Below are 18,241 nucleotides of genomic sequence, written 5' to 3'. Positions count from 1 at the left end.
ATCCGTCCATGAACGCGGGGCGGGCCCGGAGTCTCCTCCGGGCCCGCCCCTTTCCCTTCGCCCGTGCGTCAGGCCAGCAGTTCCACCTCCGCGAGGGTCGACTCGCCGTCGAGCACCAGGCGGTAGTGGGCGTACGAGCCGGGGTCCGCGACCGTGAACGCCCGGGTCTGTTTGTCCCAGCGGAAGGATTCGCCGGAGCGTTTGTCGAGGTCCTTCCACGTCGTTCCGTCCGAGGAGCCCTGGAGGGTCCAGCCGGCCGGAGCCTTCGCGTGGTCCGAGGACGTCAGCGTGTACTGGACTCCCTCGGTGGCGGCGCCGACCGGCAGGTCCACCGAGGTGACCGCGGTGTCCGTCGCCGAGGTGTTGTCGAACAGCGCGCCGTCCCCCTTCAGGGTGTCCGAGCGCGGCGACGGCACCTTGTCGTCCTCGGTGACCGACACCGGCGCCGCGTTCCTGCCGGTGCCCCACGAGGACGGCTTGGCGCCCATGTCGAACTCCAGCACCCCGCCGCGGGAGATCAGCGAGTGCGGCAGCGAAGTCGACTTCCACTGCTTGCCGTTGAACCGCACACCCTGCACGTACACGTTCTTCGCGCTGTTCCGCGGGGCCTTGATCACCAGGTCCCGGCCGTTCTCCAGGTGGACCGTCGCCTTGGTGAACAGCGGTGAGCCGATGGCGTATTCGCCGCTTCCCATCACCAGCGGGTAGAAGCCGAGCGAGGAGAAGAGGTACCAGGCCGACTGCTCGCCGTTGTCCTCGTCACCGTGGTAGCCCTGCCCGATCTCGCTGCCGGTGTAGAGCCGGGAGAGGACCTCGCGGACGTTCTTCTGGGTCTTCCAGGGCTGTCCGGCCGCGTCGTACATGTAGTTCACGTGGTGGGCCACCTGGTTGGAGTGCCCGTACATGCCCATCCGTACGTCCCGGGCCTCCGTCATCTCGTGGATGACCCCGCCGTACGAGCCCACGAAGTCCGGCGAGGCGGTCTCGGGCGTGGCGAAGTACGTGTCGAGCTTCTCCGCGAGCCCGCTCCGGCCGCCGTACAGGTTCGCCAGACCCCGCGAGTCCTGCGGCGCGGTGAACGCGTACCCCCAGCCGTTGGTCTCCGTGTAGTCGTAGCCCCACACGCGCGGGTCGTACTTCGCGGAGTCGACCCGCCAGTCGCCCTTCGCGTCCCGGCCCTGGAAGAAGCCGGCCTTGGAGTCGAACAGGTTCACGTAGTCCTGGGCGCGGTTGAGGAAATAGTCCGATTCCTCCTTGTAGTGCTTCTTGCCCGTCTTCTTGTAGAGCGCACGGCCCATCTCGGCGATGCCGTAGTCGTTGACGTAGCCCTCCATGGCCCACGACAGGCCCTCGCCGGTGGCGGTGCTCGTGTAGCCAAGGAAGGGGGAGGTGGCCATGCCCTTGCGGCCGACACCGGAGGTCGGCGGGACGACCGTGGCGTTCTTCAGCGCCGCGTCGTACGCCGACTCCGCGTCGAAGCCGACGCCCTTGACGTACGCGTCCGCGAACGCCACGTCCGACGAGGTGCCGGTCATCAGGTCCGCGTACCCGGGCGAGGACCAGCGCGAGGTCCAGCCGCCGTCCTTGTACTGCTGAACGAACCCGTCGACCATCTCACCCGCCTGACCAGGCGTCAGGAAGGAGTACGCCGGCCAGGTCGTCCGGTAGGTGTCCCAGAAGCCGTTGTTGACGTACACCTTGCCGTCGACGATCTTCGCGCCGGTGTGGGTCGGGGTGTCCGGACCCGGCATCGGGACGAACGGCGAGGCGTACTGGTCCTTCGAACCCACCTTCTCGAAGCCGGAGTTGGGGTACAGGTACAGCCGGTACATGCTGGAGTACAGCGTCGTGAGCTGGTCCGGCGTCGCGCCCTGCACCTCGACCTTGCCGAGCAGCCGGTCCCACTGCTTCTGGGCCCCGGCCTTGACCGCCCCGAACGACGTGCCGTCCGGGATCTCCTGGCGCAGGTTGTCCTTGGCCTGGTCGAGGCTGATGAGCGAGGTGGCCAGACGCAGGGTGACGGAGTGGTCGGAGCCGGGCTTGAGCTTCAGATAGCCCTTGACGCCGCTGGAGCCGCCCTCGGTCACCGGGGCGTCGAAGACCCCGTACACGAAGAGCCGCGTGGCGCCGGTCGACAGGCCGGACTTCACGTCCGAGTAGCCGGTCACCACGCCCGCCGAGGTGTCCAGCGTCAGCCCCGCCTGCTCGGTGACGTTGTCGAAGATCACGTTCGCGTCGTCGCCGGGGTAGGTGAAGCGCAGGGCGGCGGCGTGATCGGTCGGCGCCATCTCCGCCTTGAGACCGTTCTCGAAGGTCACGCCGTAGTAGTACGGGCGCGCGGTCTCGTTCTCGTGCCGGAAGGCCAGCTCGCGGGCCGCCCGGCCGGTCTCCGGGGTGCCGGAGGCCGCCGAGGGCATCACCTGGAAGGTCTGCCGGTCACCCATCCAGGGGCTCGGCTCATGGCTCGCGCTGAACGCCTCGATGGTGGGCAGGTTGTCCGCGTTGTTGGCGCGGGCGTAGTCGTACAGCCAGCTCAGCGAGCCCGCGTTGGTCACCGGCGTCCAGAAGTTGAAGCCGTGCGGGACGGCGGTCGCCGGGAAGTTGTTGCCGCGCGAGAAGCCGCCGCTGGAGTTGGTGCCCCGGGTGGTCAGCGCGTAGTCGGACAGGTGCGCCTTGGGCTTCTGCGGGGCGGCGGTCCTCAGCGAGACGTCGTCCAGCCAGCCGCGGAACTTCGCGGGGCCCTTCGGCGAGTCGTAGGCGACGACGATCCGGTCGACGGTCTTCCCGGCCGCGACGGACCCGATCCGCGACGACACGTTGTTCCACTGGTTGACGTACAGCACCTTGGAGGCGCCCTGGCCCTGGGGTGTCAGCGCGAATCCGTGCTGGTCCGTGGCGTTCAGGCCGCTGAGCGAGCTGCCGTCGGTGAAGACCAGGTCCACGGACACGTTCGTCGCGTCGTAGTCCCGGTCGCCGTCCGCCATCGAGGGGAAGATCCGGTACGACAGCTCGGTGTCGCGCCCGACGGCGACGTTCACGTCGAAGACCTTGTTGTACGAGTACGCCCGGCCGTCGCCCTTGTGGGTGCCGGCGTAGCGCAGCGCCCGCTTGCCCGTGAAGCCCGCGCCCGCCTTCGCGGTCGGCGAGCCGCTCGGCCCCCGGTCCACGAGCGAGAGCATGTCCTTGGGCGTCGGGTCGTCGCTCTTACCCGTCGAGAACTGGACATCGGCGAGCTGCAGGATGTCGCCGCCGTTGTTCTTGGTGACTTCAAGACGGAAATGCTGGTACTCGACGGGGCTCTCGATGTCGTACGACTTCGTCTGGAACCGCTCGTCGAAGGACTGGCCGGAGCGGGTGTCGAGGGTCTTCCAGTCCTTGCCGTCGGTGGAGCCCTGGAGGGTCCAGTCCGCGGGGTCGCGCTCGTCGTGGTCGTTTGCGGATGTGAGCGCGTACGTGACCACCTTGACCGGCGCGTCCAGGTCGAACTCCGCCCAGCCGGTGGGCTCGAAGGTCAGCCACTTGCTGCTCGACTCGCCGTCGACGAGGTTCTCCTTGACCTCGCCCGCGCCCGTGTTCTCGCCGCTGGCCCGCACGTCGGTGACATGGTCGGTCACATTGCCGGGGATGCCGGTGCTGTAGCCGCCGTCGACACCCGAGGACCTTTTCGTCCCGTCAGGAGCCGTATCCACCGTGTTGAGCCAGTCCGGAGCCGGATCGCCCGATTCGAACGAGGAGCTGAAATCCCGGTCGGCGACCGCCGCTTGGGCGGGCAGGGCGACCGCCGCGCCCTGCGATGCCACCACCAGGGAAAGCGCTGCCACCCCCAGTGCCGTCGGGGAAAGCCATCCGGTCCGACTCGTGGAACTCTGTCTGTACCGAGCTCTGTGCTGCATGCGCGAGCACCCTCCCTGCACCTGGACAACGTTGTCAAATTCGATGCGCAAGGACCATTTGGGCGTCAAGTTGTCAGTGATGTCAAGGGTGTTGGGTGTGGCATCCGGGGTGAATACCGTGTGACGAACCGTGCATTGCGTTCATTGCGGGAGGTTGGCCCTCTAAGGATCTTCGCCGGGGTGGTCCGGAGCTGCCCCATATTTCCGGGAGGTCTCAACTCGGAAAAGACCGACGGGCAAACCTGCATTCGATCTTGCTCCCTTGGCGGGAAGTGGACTATACCTGTCGCGTCCGGCCAGTCGATCGACTGGCTCCGGACAGGCAGGACCCAGGGGGGAATTTCGAGGGCCGGCGGACCGTGGTCGATACACCTACCGCCGATTCGTCCCACTGAATCCCCCACGCACGACCCCAGCTTGACCTAACCGCGGTGCCGGGGAGGATCCGGTTCACCGCCTGAGTCCTGGAGAAGGCGAGGACTTGAGCATGGGATCCACTTCCGCCGAGAACAGCAGCCCCGAGGGTGTCGGCCGCCGTGACCTCATCAAGAGGTCGGCCGCACTCGGTCTGATCACCGTCCCGACGATGAGCTTCCTGTCCGCGTGTGCGAGCGGCGGGGGCGACGATGACAAGTCGGGCGACAAGGGCACCGGCAAGACCAGCAAGGACAACCCCTTCGGCGTGAAGAAGGGCGGCGGAAAGCTCGACGTCGTCGTCTTCAAGGGCGGCTACGGCGACGAGTACGCCAAGGCGTGGGAAGCCTCCTTCGACAAGAAGTGGGGCACCAAGAGCGCCCACACCGGCACGCAGGAGATCACCGGCAAGCTCCAGCCGCGCTTCAACGGCGGCAACCCGCCGGACATCGTCGACGACTCGGGCGCCCAGCAGATCAAGCTGGACGTGCTCTACAAGAGCGGCCAACTCCTCGACCTGGCCGCCGTCCTGGACGCGCCGTCCATCGACGACCCGAGCAAGAAGGTCCGTGACACCCTGATCCCGGGCACGCTCGACCCGGGCCTGCAGGGCGGCAAGGTCGTGGCCCTCAACTACATCTACACGGTGTGGGGCCTGTGGTACTCCGGCAAGCTCTTCAAGGAGAAGGGTTGGGAGGTCCCGAAGACCTGGGACGACTTCCTCGCCATCTGTAAGGACGCCAAGTCGCAGGGCATCGGCGGCCTCGCCCACCAGGGCAAGTACCCGTACTACATCAACGTCGCCATCATGGACCTGATCGCCAAGAAGGGCGGTCTGGACGCCATGAAGGCGATCGACAACCTCGACCCCAAGGCGTTCGTCGGGTCCGACGCCGCCCAGGCGGCCGTCGAGGCGATCTACGAGATCGTGGAGAAGGGCTACTTGCTGCCCGGCACCAACGGCCTCACCCACACCGAGTCGCAGACCCGGTGGAACCAGTACAAGGCCGCCTTCATCACCTGTGGTTCCTGGCTGGAGAACGAGCAGCTCAAGCAGACCCCGGCCGACTTCGACATGAAGTTCATGCCGATGCCCCTGCTGCCCGACAGCAAGCTGCCGTTCGAGGCGATCCGGGCCGGCTCCGGCGAGCCGTTCATCATCCCGGCGAAGGCCGCGAACCTGCCCGAGGCCAAGGAGTTCATGCGCTCCATGCTCTCCAAGGAGTGGTCGACGCTCTTCGCGCAGAAGGCCAACTCGCTCACCATCCTCAAGGACGGTGTGTCCGACGGCGTCGAGCTGCGTCCCGGTACGCAGTCGACCGTCGACGCGTCGAAGGCGGCGGGCGACAATACCTTCAACTACCTGTACCCCAACTGGTACAGCGAGATGGGTACGGCCATCGAGACCGCGTCCAACGAGCTGATGTCCAAGCGTATTCAGCCGAAGGAATGGCTGAAGCGGGCCCAGGCCGCGGTCGACAAGGCGGCGAAGGACCCGGAGTCCAAGAAGAACCACCGCGACTGATCACGTAAACCCGGAACACCAGGGTCACGCACACCCGGAACACCAGGGGCAGGATGCCATGCGAAAAGGGCAGTACCGGTTCGTCGCGGGGTTTCTCCTCGCACCTTTGGCGCTGTATCTGATCTTCGTGATCTGGCCTTACATACAGACCATCGGCTACTCCTTCACCGACTGGAGCGGCCAGTCGCAGACGTTCGGTTTCGTCGGCCTGGACAATTACAAGGCGTTGTTCCAGGACGACGTTTTCCTCCAAGCGATCTGGCACAACATCCTGTTCCTGGTGTTCATCCCGGTGATCACCATCCTGCTCGCCCTCTTCTTCGCCTTCATGGTGAACGCGGGCGGGCGGGGCGGCGCCGGTGGCGTACAGGGCGTCGCCGGCTCGCGCTTCTACAAGATCGTGTACTTCTTCCCGCAGGTGCTGTCGCTCGCGATCGTCGCGGTGCTCTTCGGGGCCCTCTACCGCAGCGACAGCGGCGGTCTGCTCAACGGCCTGCTGATCAAGCTGGGCCTGGTCGACGCGAGCAGTCCCGTCGAGTGGATGAACGAGCCCAACCTGGTGCTCTGGTGCCTGATGGCGGTCGTCGTCTGGCACGGCGTCGGCTTCTATCTGGTGCTGTTCTCCGCCGCCATGCAGTCCATCCCGCGGGACATCTACGAGGCCGCGCTGCTGGACGGCGCGAGCCGCACCCACACCTTCTTCCGGGTCACCCTGCCCCTGCTGTGGGACACGGTGCAGACCGCCTGGGTCTATCTCGGCATCATCGCGATGGACATGTTCGTGCTCGTCTCGACCACGACCCAGGGCACCGGCTACGGCGGCGGGCCCGACCACCACAGCGAGGTCATGGCGAACGTCATGATGCGCAACTTCCTCTACTTCGGAAAGAGCGGCTACGCCTGTGCCATGGGCGTCGTCATGCTCCTTCTCACCCTGATCCTGTCCGTGGTCACGCTGCGCGCCACCCGCCGCGAGCGCATCGAGTTCTGAGCGGGAGACACGACTATGAGCGCACCCATCACGGAGCCGACGAAGGTCGACGGCGCCGGAGTACCCCCGCAGCGAACCGTCAGGAAGGCCCCGCCGCGGCCGGGCGACAAGCGCACCGAGGGCATGGCCCTCAACGTCTTCTCGCACGGGTTCCTGGCCCTGTGGGCCGTCCTGATCATCCTGCCGCTGCTGTGGCTGGTCCTGAGTTCCTTCAAGACCGACGCGCAGATCGGCGGTTCGGCCCTCGGCTGGCCCTCGAACTGGCAGCTCGACGTGTTCAGCCGGGCCTGGAACAAGGGCATCGGCGACTACTTCGCCAACACCCTGATCGTGCTGGTGTTCTCCGTCCCGCTGACCATGCTCCTCGGCTCCATGGCGGCGTACGTACTGGCCCGCTACGAGTTCCCGGGCAACCGGGTCGTCTACTACTTCTTCGTCGGCGGGGCCATGTTCCCCGTCTTCCTCGCCCTGGTGCCGCTGTTCTTCATGGTCAAGCGCCTCGACATGCTGAACACGTACCAAGGCCTGATCCTGGTGTACGTCGCCTACTCGTTGCCGTTCACCGTGTTCTTCATGCACGCGTTCTTCCGGACGCTGCCCACGGCGGTCTTCGAGGCGGCGGTGCTCGATGGGGCCTCGCACACCCGGGCGTTCTTCCAGGTCATGCTGCCGATGGCCAAGCCCGGACTGCTCAGCGTCGGCATCTTCAACGTGCTGGGCCAGTGGAACCAGTACATCCTGCCCTCGGTGCTGATGCAGCCGCAGAACAGTTCGGATCCGGAACGCTACGTTCTGACCCAGGGCCTCATCCAGCTCCAGCAGCAGCAGGGGTACGCCACCGATCTTCCCGTCCTGTTCGCCGGCGTGACGATCGCGATGATCCCCATGCTGATCGTCTATCTGTCCTTCCAGCGCCAGGTCCAGGCGGGTCTCACCTCGGCGACCCTCAAGTAGCGCTCCGCCCCTTCCGTCGCCTACGCCACCCCCGTCCCCGGGGGTGGCGTACGTGTGTCCGGGTCATGGCGAAAATCGAACATGAATGGACGGACCCGATTTTCGTCAAGGACTTGACGGCGGTAACCCGTTCAGCGGAGCTTGGAGTTCACAACTTGTAAGTGACCGGGGTCCCGTTGACGTGACCCAGATCACACGGGCGGCATCGGGGCCGCCCGGCTGAGGGCAGGAGTGGATGAGTCGATGGAGACTCCGGGGTCGCAGTCTTCGCTGCACCGAGCCAATCTGGAGCGCGTCGTGCGAGCGGTGCGCCTAGCCGGCTCGCTCACGCAGGCGGAGATCGCGAGGACGACGGGCCTGTCGGCCGCGACCGTTTCCAATATCGTCCGTGAACTCAAGGACGGCGGGACGGTCGAGGTCACACCCACCTCGGCCGGCGGCCGCAGGGCGCGCAGCGTGTCCTTGAGCGGGGACGCCGGCATCGTCATCGGTGTCGACTTCGGGCACACGCATTTGCGCGTCGCGGTCGGAAATCTGGCCCATCAGGTGCTGGCGGAGGAGTCCGAGCCGCTGGACGTGGACGCCTCCGCCGCGCAGGGCTTCGACCGGGCCGAGGAGCTGGTCGGTCGCCTGATCGCAGCAACCGGTGTGGACCGTTCCAAGATCGCGGGTGTGGGCCTCGGCGTGCCGGGGCCCATCGACGTGGAATCGGGGACTCTGGGGTCCACCTCGATCCTGCCGGGCTGGACCGGCGCCAGGCCCGCCGAGGAGCTGCGGGGGCGGCTCGGCGTGCCTGTCTACGTGGACAACGACGCGAATCTCGGCGCGCTCGGCGAGATGGTCTGGGGCAGTGGGCGCGGGGTCAGGGACCTGGCGTACATCAAGGTCGCCAGCGGTGTCGGCGCGGGCCTGGTGATAGAGGGCAAGATCTACCGCGGTCCGGGTGGCACAGCGGGAGAAATCGGGCATATTACACTTGATGAATCCGGCCCCGTCTGCCGTTGCGGCAATCGTGGCTGCCTGGAGACCTTCGCGGCGGCGCGCTATGTGCTGCCGCTCCTCCAGTCCAGTCACGGTACCGATCTGACCATGGAAGGCGTGGTCAGGCTGGCGCGGGACGGAGATCCGGGCTGCCGTCGGGTGATCGCCGACGTAGGCCGACATATCGGCAGTGGAGTCGCCAATCTCTGCAATTTGCTGAACCCGAGCCGGGTGGTCCTCGGCGGCGATCTCGCCGAGGCCGGGGAGCTCGTTCTCGGGCCCATCAGGGAGTCTGTCGGCCGCTATGCGATCCCCAGCGCCGCACGTCAACTCTCGGTGTTGCCAGGGGCACTTGGCGGCCGTGCAGAGGTGCTCGGAGCGCTCGCTCTCGCGCTCAGCGAGATGGGTGATTCGACCCTTTTGGACGGTTCACTCTCGGCCGCTACCCCTGCCTTCACTTAGAGAACGCATGGCACCGTTGCCATCTCGTTAAGTATTTACTTCTTGACGTCGCACGGGTGGCCGAGTTGACTCCAAACCACCTCGGCCGCAACGACGCGGCCTCGTCAGGGAGGTTTCAAAGTGAACACGCAGATGCGTCGTGCCGCCGTTGCCGTTGCCGCTGGTGCAATGGCCGTTTCTCTCGCCGCTTGTGGCAGCGCCAAGGAGTCCAGTGGCGACAGTGACAGCTCCGCCAGCGCCTCCAAGAAGGGCGACGCGATCAAGGTCGGTCTGCTCCTTCCGGAGAACCAGACGGCTCGCTACGAGAAGTTCGACAAGCCGCTGATCGAGAAGAAGGTCAAGGAGCTCACGAACGGCAAGGGCGAGGTCATCTACGCCAACGCCAAGCAGGACGCGAGCACGCAGAACCAGCAGGTCGACACGATGATCACCAACAAGGTGGACGTGCTGATCGTTGACGCTGTGGACGCGGCCGCCATCAAGAGCTCGGTCCAGAAGGCCAAGGACGCCGGCATCCCGGTCGTGGCCTACGACCGCCTCGCGCAGGGCCCGATCTCGGCCTACACCTCGTTCGACAACAAGACTGTCGGCAAGACGCAGGGTGAGGCGCTCCTCACCGCCCTTGGCTCCAAGGCCAAGGACGGCAAGATCGTCATGATGAACGGTTCGGTCACCGACCCGAACGCCGCTCAGTTCAAGGCCGGCGCCCACGAGGTGCTCGACGGCAAGGTGAACGTCGGCAAGGAGTACGACACCAAGGAGTGGAAGCCGGAGAACGCCAACGCCAACATGGAGGCGGCGATCTCGGCTCTCGGCAAGAAGAACATCATCGGTGTCTACTCCGCGAACGACGGCATGGCCGGCGGTATCATCACCGCGCTGAAGGCCGCCGGCATCAAGGTCCCCGTCACGGGCCAGGACGCCGAGCTCGCCGGTGTGCAGCGCATCCTCGCGGGTGAGCAGTTCATGAGCGTCTACAAGCCGTACGCCCCGGAGGCCGACGCCGCCGCGGAGCTGGCCGTCGCGCTCGCCCAGGGCAAGTCGCTCGACACCGTCGCCAAGGACAAGGTCGACAGCCCGACCGACAAGCAGATCCCGTCCCTGCTGGTCCCCGTCACCTCGCTGACCAAGGACAACATCAAGGACACCGTCGTCAAGGACGGCCTGTACACGGTCGACGACATCTGCACCCCGGCGTACGCCGCGGCCTGCAAGAAGGCCGGCCTGCAGTAAACAACCGCGAGTAGCCAAACGCGTACGGGAATTCGATACTGAATTCCCGTACGTGGCTCGTGTGATCCAAAGCTCCTCCGGCGCCCCGCATCCAATAGCCCCGCAAGCTAAGCGGGGCGCCGGACGGAACACCCCACCGCATACTTCTGCACAACCTCCCGCCGGGTCAGGCGGCGAAGGAGATGGTTAACGTGTCCGCTACGCCTGTTCTGGCGTTGCGCGGGGTCTCCAAGCGATTCGGTGCCGTCCAGGCGCTCACCGATGTAGAGCTTGAGGTCCACGCCGGTGAAGTGGTCGCCCTGGTGGGCGACAACGGAGCCGGAAAGTCCACGCTGGTCAAGACGATTGCCGGCGTGCACCCCATCGATGAGGGCGTCATCGAGTGGGACGGCAAGTCCGTCCAGATCAGCCGTCCGCACGACGCCCAGAACCTGGGCATCGCGACGGTCTACCAGGACCTCGCGCTCTGCGACAACATCGATGTCGTCGGGAACCTCTACCTGGGCCGCGAGCTGAAGAAGCGCGGTGTCCTGGACGAGGTCGAGATGGAGCGCCGCTCCCGCGAGCTGCTGGACACGCTGTCGATCCGCATCCCCAGCGTCCGCATCCCGATCGCCTCGCTCTCCGGCGGTCAGCGCCAGACCGTGGCGATCGCCCGTTCGATGCTCGGTGAGCCCAAGCTCGTCATCCTCGACGAGCCCACCGCGGCCCTCGGCGTCGAGCAGACCGCCCAGGTCCTCGACCTCGTCGAGCGTCTGCGCGAGCGGGGTCACGCCGTGATCCTCATCAGCCACAACATGGCTGACGTGAAGGCCGTGGCCGACAAGGTCGCCGTTCTGCGTCTCGGTCGCAACAACGGCATCTTCGAGGTCAAGTCGACCTCCCAGGAAGAGATCATTTCCGCCATCACGGGCGCCACGGAGAACGCCGTGACCCGTCGTGCGGCGCGCAGCGGGGAGGCTCAGAAGTGAGCATCGACAAGACTTCTGAGACCGGTTCCCACGACGTGGCGAACCCCGAGGCGGCCGCCAAGGCGGTCACCGCCGTCGACCCGCGCCTGCTCGTCCGTGAGCAGGGCTTCGCCGGTTACGTCGGCGAGTTCAAGCGCAAGATGAAGTCCGGCGACCTGGGTTCCATCCCGGTCGTCATCGGCCTGATCGTCATCTGGGCGATCTTCGCGAGCCTGAACGAGAACTTCCTCACCGCGGGCAACCTCTCCGACATCTCCGTCGCCATGGTCGGCACGGGCATGATCGCGGTCGGCATCGTCTTCGTGCTGCTGCTCGGTGAGATCGACCTGTCGGTCGGTTCGCTCTCCGGTCTGGCCGGCGCCACGTTCGCCGTGCTCAGCGTCACGCACGGCATGAACGAGTGGCTGGCGTTCGTCCTGGCCATCCTCACCGGCACGGTCGCCGGCGCGATCCAGGGCTTCGTCTTCGCGCGCATCGGTGTGCCGGCCTTCGCCGTCACCCTGGCGGGTCTGCTGTTCTGGAACGGCTTGATGCTCCAGATCCTCGGCAGCAACGGCACCATCAACCTGGACAGCGAGGGCGTCGTCGCCAAGCTGACCAGCTACTACTTCACTGATGTCGCCGCCGCCTACGTGCTCGCGGTCGTCGTCACCGCAGGGTTCTTCCTCAGCTCGTTCCTCGGCAACAAGCGCCGCGAGGCGGCCGGTGTGCCGTCCCGCCCGGTGAGCGAGACCATCGCCCGCACGGTGCTGCTGGGTATCCTCAGCTTCGGCGTGGCGATCATGTACAACCAGTACAAGGGTCTGCCGCTCGCCGTGGTGATCTTCCTCGCGGTCCTGCTGATCACGGACTTCGTGCTGCGCCGTACCACGTTCGGCCGGAAGATCTTCGCGCTCGGCGGCAGCGTCGAGGCCTCCCGTCGTGCCGGTATCAACGTCGAGCTGATCCGCATCTCGGTCTTCTCGATCTCCGGCACCTTCGCCGCCATCGGCGGTCTGTTCATCGCCTCGAAGATCGCCTCCGCCAACCAGGGCGCGGGCGCCGGTGACCTCCTGATGAACGCCATCGCGGCGGCCGTCATCGGTGGCACCAGCCTCTTCGGTGGCCGTGGCCGCACCTGGAACGCCCTGCTGGGTGTTCTGGTGATCGTCTCGATCCAGTACGGCCTGGCCCTGCAGGGCATCGCCTCGCCGGTCCAGTACATGATCACCGGTGGTGTGCTTCTCGCCACGGTCGTCATCGACGCCGTCACCCGCAAGACCCAGAAGTCCGCGGGTCGCGCGTAGGGTCCCACCCTCACAGGCACTGTGCCCGGCGCCAATGGCGGCGCCGGGCACAGTCATGTCCGGACGGGAACGTGTGTTCCCGCCGGTTGGGCCGATCGTGTGGCGTACATCGCCGGGCCCGGCCCGCGCCCGAAAAGGCGGAACATTAGACTCGACCAAGCCCGGCAACAGCTCTACTGCAAGGAGGCACGGGTGCCGCTGCTGACCCGCATCAGGGGACCGCGCGATCTGGACCGGCTCAGCCTGGAGCAGCTGGACCAGCTGGCCGGCGAGATCAGGACCTTCCTCGTCGACGCGGTCTCCAAGACCGGCGGCCACCTCGGCCCCAACCTCGGTGTCGTGGAACTGACCATCGCCCTGCACCGCGTCTTCGAGTCGCCCAAGGACAGGGTGCTGTGGGACACGGGCCACCAGTCCTATGTCCACAAGCTGCTCACCGGCCGCCAGGACTTCTCCCGGCTGAAGATGAAGGGCGGCCTGTCCGGCTACCCCTCGCAGGCCGAGTCCGAGCACGACATCATCGAGAACTCGCACGCCTCCACGGTCCTCGGCTGGGCCGACGGACTGTCCAAGGCGAACGAGGTCCTCGGCAGGAACGACCACGTGGTCGCCGTCATCGGTGACGGCGCGCTCACCGGCGGCATGGCCTGGGAGGCGCTGAACAACATCGCCGACGCCAAGGACCGCCCGCTGATCATCGTCGTCAACGACAACGAGCGTTCGTACGCGCCGACCATCGGCGGCCTCGCGAACCATCTGGCGACCCTGCGCACCACCGACGGCTACGAGCGCTTCCTGGCCCGCGGCAAGGACCTCCTGGAGCGCACCCCGGTCGTGGGCAAGCCTCTCTACGAGACCCTGCACGGCGCGAAGAAGGGCCTGAAGGACTTCATCGCCCCGCAGGGCATGTTCGAGGACCTCGGCCTGAAGTACGTCGGCCCGATCGACGGCCACGACATCGAGGCCCTCGAGTCGGCCCTCGCCCGCGCCAAGCGCTTCGGCGGCCCGGTCATCGTGCACTGCCTCACCGAGAAGGGCCGCGGCTACCAGCCCGCCCTCCAGGACGAGGCGGACCGTTTCCACGCCGTCGGCAAGATCCACCCGGACACGGGCCTGCCGATCGCCTCGTCCGGTGCCGACTGGACCTCTGTCTTCGGCGAGGAGATGGTCGAGCTCGGCAAGGAGCGCGAGGACATCGTCGCGATCACCGCCGCGATGCTCCAGCCGGTCGGCCTCGACCGGTTCGCCAAGGCCTTCCCCAAACGGGTGTACGACGTCGGAATCGCCGAGCAGCACGCCGCTGTCTCCGCGGCCGGCCTCGCCACCGGCGGACTGCACCCCGTCTTCGCCGTCTACGCGACCTTCCTCAACCGCGCCTTCGACCAGGTCCTGATGGACGTGGCCCTGCACAAGTGCGGCGTCACCTTCGTCCTGGACCGCGCGGGCGTCACCGGCACCGACGGCGCCTCGCACAACGGCATGTGGGACATGTCCATCCTCCAGGTCGTCCCGGGCCTCAGGCTCGCGGCGCCGCGCGACGCCGACCAGGTCCGCGCCCAGCTGCGCGAGGCCGTCGACGTGAAGGACGCGCCCACCGTGGTGCGCTTCTCCAAGGGCGCGGTCGGCCCGGCCGTCCCCGCCGTGGGCCGGATCGGCGGCATGGACGTCCTGCGGGCGCCCGGCACCGACGCGCCCGACGTGCTGCTGGTCTCCGTCGGCGCGCTCGCCCCGATGTGCCTGGAGATCGCCGCTCTCCTCGACCAGCAGGGCATCACCACGACCGTCGTCGACCCGCGCTGGGTCAAGCCGGTCGACGAGGCCATGGCGCCGCTCGCCGAGCAGCACCGCGTGGTCGTCACCGTCGAGGACAACTCCCGGGTCGGCGGTGTCGGATCCGCGGTCGCGCAGGCCCTGCGCGACGCGGGCGTCGACGTCCCGCTGCGTGACTTCGGCATCCCGCCGCGTTTCCTCGACCACGCCTCCCGTGCCGAGGTCATGGCGGAGATCGGCCTGACCGCGCCGGACATCGCCCGGCAGGTCACCGGACTCGTGGCCAAGCTCGACGGCCGCTACGAGCGCACCACCGCGCATGCCGTGGACGCGGTGGAGCCCGCGCGCGACTGACGTACCGCAGGGCCGAAGGGCCGGTTTCAGCACCCTGTACGGGTGGTGAAACCGGCCCATTTGCGTGAACCGGGCCGCGTCGGGGGATAGCTGCTACCTGCCCTCTCGATCATGTCGAGGACGACAAGCGTGGGAGGTACGTCCGTGAGCAACACCCTCTTCAGGACGAAGAAGGTCGAACAATCGATCTTGGACACTGAGGAGCCGGAGCACGCGCTCAAAAAGACGCTGTCCGCTCTGGATCTCACCGTGTTCGGTGTCGGCGTCATCATCGGCACCGGCATCTTCGTCCTCACCGGCAAAGTGGCCAAGGAGAACGCGGGGCCGGGGGTCTCGCTGGCCTTCGTCGCCGCGGGCGTCGCCTGCGCGCTGGCGGCTCTGTGCTACGCGGAGTTCGCCTCCACGGTCCCGGTCGCCGGGTCCGCGTACACCTTCTCCTACGCCTCACTCGGCGAGCTGCCCGCCTGGATCATCGGCTGGGACCTGGTCCTGGAGTTCGCGCTCGGCACGGCGGTGGTGGCCGTCGGCTGGTCGGGCTATGTGCGCTCGCTGATGGACAACGCGGGCTGGCACATGCCCGAGGCACTCAGCGGGCGGGAGGGGGCGGACGGGTTCGGTTTCGACATCCTCGCCGCCGCGCTGGTGCTGGTGCTCACCGCCATTCTCGTCATCGGCGTGAAGCTCTCCGCCCGGATCACCACACTGGTCGTCGCGATCAAGGTCACCGTCGTCCTGGTCGTGATCATCGCGGGCGCCTTCTTCATCGACGGCGACAACTACAAGCCGTTCATCCCCAAGGCGCAGGCCGTGGAGGCGGGCAGCGGCATCAAGTCACCGCTGATCCAGCTCATGTTCGGCTGGGCGCCGACCAACTTCGGCGTGATGGGCATCTTCACGGCGGCCTCCGTCGTGTTCTTCGCCTTCATCGGCTTCGACGTGGTCGCCACGGCCGCCGAGGAGACGAAGAACCCGCAGCGCGACATGCCGCGCGGCATCCTCGGCTCGCTGATCATCTGCACCACGCTCTACGTCCTCGTGTCGATCGTGGTCACGGGCATGCAGCACTACAGCCAGCTGTCCATCGACGCCCCGCTCGCCGACGCGTTCAAGGCCACGGGGCACCCCTGGTACGCGGGCTTCATCAGCTTCGGCGCCGCGGTCGGACTGACCACGGTCTGCATGATCCTGCTGCTCGGCCAGACCCGTGTCTTCTTCGCGATGAGCCGCGACGGACTGCTGCCGCGCTTCTTCTCCCGCGTGCACCCGAAGTTCCGCACCCCGCACCGCCCGACCATCCTGCTCGGTGTGATCATCGCGATCCTCGCCGGCTTCACCAGCCTCAGCGAGCTGGCCGAACTGGTCAACATCGGCACGCTCTTCGCCTTCATCGTGGTCGCCGTCGGCGTCGTCGTGCTCCGCCACACCCGCCCCGACCTGCCCCGCGCCTTCCGCACCCCGTGGGTGCCGTGGGTGCCGATCCTGTCGGTCCTCGCGACGCTGTGGCTGATGCTGAACCTGCCCGCGGAGACCTGGCTGCGGTTCGCGATCTGGATGGTGATCGGCGTCGTCGTGTACTTCCTGTACGGGCGCTCCCACAGCCGCCTCGGCCGGCACGAGGAGACGACTCTGGGCGAGGTCCAGGGCCCGCCCGGAGGCCCCGGCCGGTAGCCGGCCCGCTCCGCCCTCGGGCCCCGTACGTCACCCTCCGGCGGTGACCGCGGGGCCCTTCGGCGTCCCCGGGCCCGGCCGAGGTCCGCACAGGCCCGGACGAAGTCCTCGTACGGCCGTCGTCGACAGCGGCGGCGACGCGGCGCGCGGTCCGGCGTCGCGAGGGACGGGGCGGGGGAGTGCGTGCGGCACCGGCTCCCGTGGGCGGGGTGGGGGAGTGCGTGCGGCACCCGCTTCTGTCGGCGGGGTGGGGGAGTGCGTGCGGCACCCGCTTCCGTCGGCGGGGCGGGGGAGTGCGTGCGGGACTCGCCCCGTCAGTGGCGGGCGCGGGCCGCGGGGTACGCGGAGGGCGGGGCGGCGGCCGGGGGCGGCGGGACGGAGTGGTGCGGTGCGCGCCGGCCGGCGGTCAGGGGTGGGGGCGTACCGTGCGCGGCCCGGTGACCTCCGCGCCCAGTTCGCCGACCCGGCGGCGCAGTTCGCGGTCGGCCGTGACGACCAGGCGGGCGCGGCCCCCGGCCTCGGCCACCAGCTCCACCATGCGGTCGTCGCCGCTGCCCGGCGCCTCGTCGACACGGACTCCGGGGACGGAAGCCACCCCGCGCGCCGCGCCCTCCACCACCAGGACGATCTCCAGGGGGCCCGGGTGGCCGGGCAGGCCCCGCTCGGCGAAGTCCGCCAGCCGGTCCCTGAGCCGCTCGGCGGCGCCGCGGCGGTCGCGCCACCAGCCGTCCGGCACGGACCCCACCACGTTGGCGCCGTCCACGATGAGCAGAGTCGTCATGCCCTCACCCTGCCAGAACGCCCCCGGCCCAGCGGCGCGTGACGACGGATACGGCCTCGGCCACCCGGGCGGCCTTCCGGACGTCCGAGCGCGGCCCCGGGGCGAACTCCACATGGAGGAACGGAATCCCCTTCTCGGCGGCCCAGCGCCCCTGCACGTTGTCCCGCCCGGCGAGCGGGCAGGAGCGGGCCCAGGCCCGGCACACGGCGAAGTCCTTGGCGCCGAGCGCGTCGGCGAGCCGGCGGCCCGCGGGGCGGCCGGCCGTTCCGGCACCCGCCGAGGCGATCACGTCGTAGCGCGGGGCGGACTCCTGGGCGAAGCCGTGCAGCTGGATGCCGGCGACACCTCGCCGGACGAGTTCGGAGCAGACCGCGTGGAAGACGGTGTCGCGGCGGTGCGCCACGTCCGCGGCATCCCCCTCGCCGGATTTGCGATGTGCTCCGGCAACGACCAGGAGACCGCCGGGCGAGCCTCTCAGGATGCGTACGCCCAGCAGTTCCGTGTGCTGGTCCGCGACCGGATGGGGCACCTGTACCGACCATCGGACGGGGTGGCCGAGGCCGATGAAGACGCGGCCCCAGCCGCGCGGCGCGGGCCCCTGGTCGACGCGGTCGTACACCTCTGCGAATTGTCGGCCGGTGGCGCTGTCGACCAGGGTGCGCACGGCGAAGTCGACCTCGGCGAGCCGCTGTTCGGCCTGTTCCCGGTGGTGGTCGAGGAGGAGTCCCACCCCGTCGGCGACCGTCTGCCGCTCGGTGCGGGAGGGTGGCCGGAAGGCACCGTCGGGTGCGAACCGGTCGGTGTACGCCGCGACGGAGCGGGCCAGGTCGACGGACGGCGGACCGTCCCCGGGCCGGCCGGAGGGCGACTCCCCGCGGGTGTCGCGGGTGTCGCGCAGGACCACCGTTCCCCAACAGGCGAGAGCGGTGATGAGCAAGAGAAGTGTTGCGATCGTTAT

Annotated in this window: 12 protein-coding genes; 9 read left to right on the top strand and 3 right to left on the bottom strand. The window is 67.9% G+C overall.

The genetic code is table 11. The features are described from left to right. Positions 1-68: 68 nt before the first annotated feature. On the bottom strand, positions 69-3,806 hold the full coding sequence (locus tag OOK38_RS03620) for a GH92 family glycosyl hydrolase (RefSeq protein WP_266765898.1): 3,738 nt from the start codon (positions 3,804-3,806) through the stop codon (positions 69-71). A 574-nt stretch (positions 3,807-4,380) separates the two neighbouring features. On the opposite strand from OOK38_RS03620, the gene ngcE reads away from it, so the two are divergent. From ngcE to OOK38_RS03575, 9 genes are all read left to right on the top strand, one after another. After that, positions 4,381-5,832: an N-acetylglucosamine/diacetylchitobiose ABC transporter substrate-binding protein gene (ngcE, locus tag OOK38_RS03615; protein WP_266763524.1), complete on the top strand. Its 1,452-nt coding sequence runs from the start codon at positions 4,381-4,383 to the stop codon at positions 5,830-5,832. Positions 5,833-5,890: 58 nt separating this feature from the next. Then, the gene (locus OOK38_RS03610; RefSeq protein ID WP_266763525.1) at positions 5,891-6,823 is read left to right on the top strand and encodes a carbohydrate ABC transporter permease; all 933 of its coding nucleotides are present in this window, start codon (positions 5,891-5,893) and stop codon (positions 6,821-6,823) included. Positions 6,824-6,838: 15 nt separating this feature from the next. Beyond that, positions 6,839-7,777, top strand: coding sequence for a carbohydrate ABC transporter permease (locus tag OOK38_RS03605; RefSeq protein WP_266763526.1), 939 nt, complete (start codon positions 6,839-6,841; stop codon positions 7,775-7,777). 243 nt (positions 7,778-8,020) lie between these two features. After that, positions 8,021-9,220 carry an ROK family transcriptional regulator gene (locus OOK38_RS03600; protein ID WP_266763527.1) on the top strand — a complete coding sequence of 400 codons (1,200 nt, stop codon included), beginning with the start codon at positions 8,021-8,023 and terminating at the stop codon, positions 9,218-9,220. Between the two features lie 132 nt (positions 9,221-9,352). Then, positions 9,353-10,453, top strand: a complete 1,101-nt coding sequence (locus OOK38_RS03595) for a substrate-binding domain-containing protein (RefSeq protein WP_266765899.1) — start codon at positions 9,353-9,355, stop codon at positions 10,451-10,453. A 182-nt stretch (positions 10,454-10,635) separates the two neighbouring features. Beyond that, the gene (locus OOK38_RS03590) at positions 10,636-11,424 is read left to right on the top strand and encodes an ATP-binding cassette domain-containing protein (protein WP_266763528.1); all 789 of its coding nucleotides are present in this window, start codon (positions 10,636-10,638) and stop codon (positions 11,422-11,424) included. Continuing rightward, positions 11,421-12,710: a sugar ABC transporter permease gene (locus OOK38_RS03585; RefSeq protein ID WP_266763529.1), complete on the top strand. Its 1,290-nt coding sequence runs from the start codon at positions 11,421-11,423 to the stop codon at positions 12,708-12,710. The genes OOK38_RS03590 and OOK38_RS03585 overlap by 4 nt, the downstream gene beginning before the upstream one ends. Positions 12,711-12,902: 192 nt before the next feature. Continuing rightward, on the top strand, positions 12,903-14,834 hold the full coding sequence (gene dxs, locus OOK38_RS03580) for a 1-deoxy-D-xylulose-5-phosphate synthase (RefSeq protein WP_266763530.1): 1,932 nt from the start codon (positions 12,903-12,905) through the stop codon (positions 14,832-14,834). A gap of 144 nt (positions 14,835-14,978) precedes the next feature. Then, positions 14,979-16,502 (top strand): amino acid permease, encoded by a 1,524-nt coding sequence (locus OOK38_RS03575; protein WP_266763531.1) that lies wholly within the window; start codon positions 14,979-14,981, stop codon positions 16,500-16,502. Positions 16,503-16,908: 406 nt separating this feature from the next. On the opposite strand, the gene OOK38_RS03570 is transcribed toward OOK38_RS03575, so the two are convergent. Both OOK38_RS03570 and OOK38_RS03565 read right to left on the bottom strand, forming a co-directional pair. Further along, positions 16,909-17,283 (bottom strand): NTP pyrophosphohydrolase, encoded by a 375-nt coding sequence (locus OOK38_RS03570; protein WP_266763532.1) that lies wholly within the window; start codon positions 17,281-17,283, stop codon positions 16,909-16,911. A 4-nt stretch (positions 17,284-17,287) separates the two neighbouring features. Continuing rightward, positions 17,288-18,220, bottom strand: a complete 933-nt coding sequence (locus OOK38_RS03565; RefSeq protein ID WP_266763533.1) for a hypothetical protein — start codon at positions 18,218-18,220, stop codon at positions 17,288-17,290. Positions 18,221-18,241: the final 21 nt, after the last annotated feature.

This window comes from Streptomyces sp. NBC_00568 (genome assembly GCF_026341855.1).
Classification (GTDB): Bacteria; Actinomycetota; Actinomycetes; order Streptomycetales; family Streptomycetaceae; genus Streptomyces.
The sequence above is the reverse complement of the archived record's forward strand: the minus strand, read 5'-3'. Positions and strand labels throughout refer to the sequence as shown.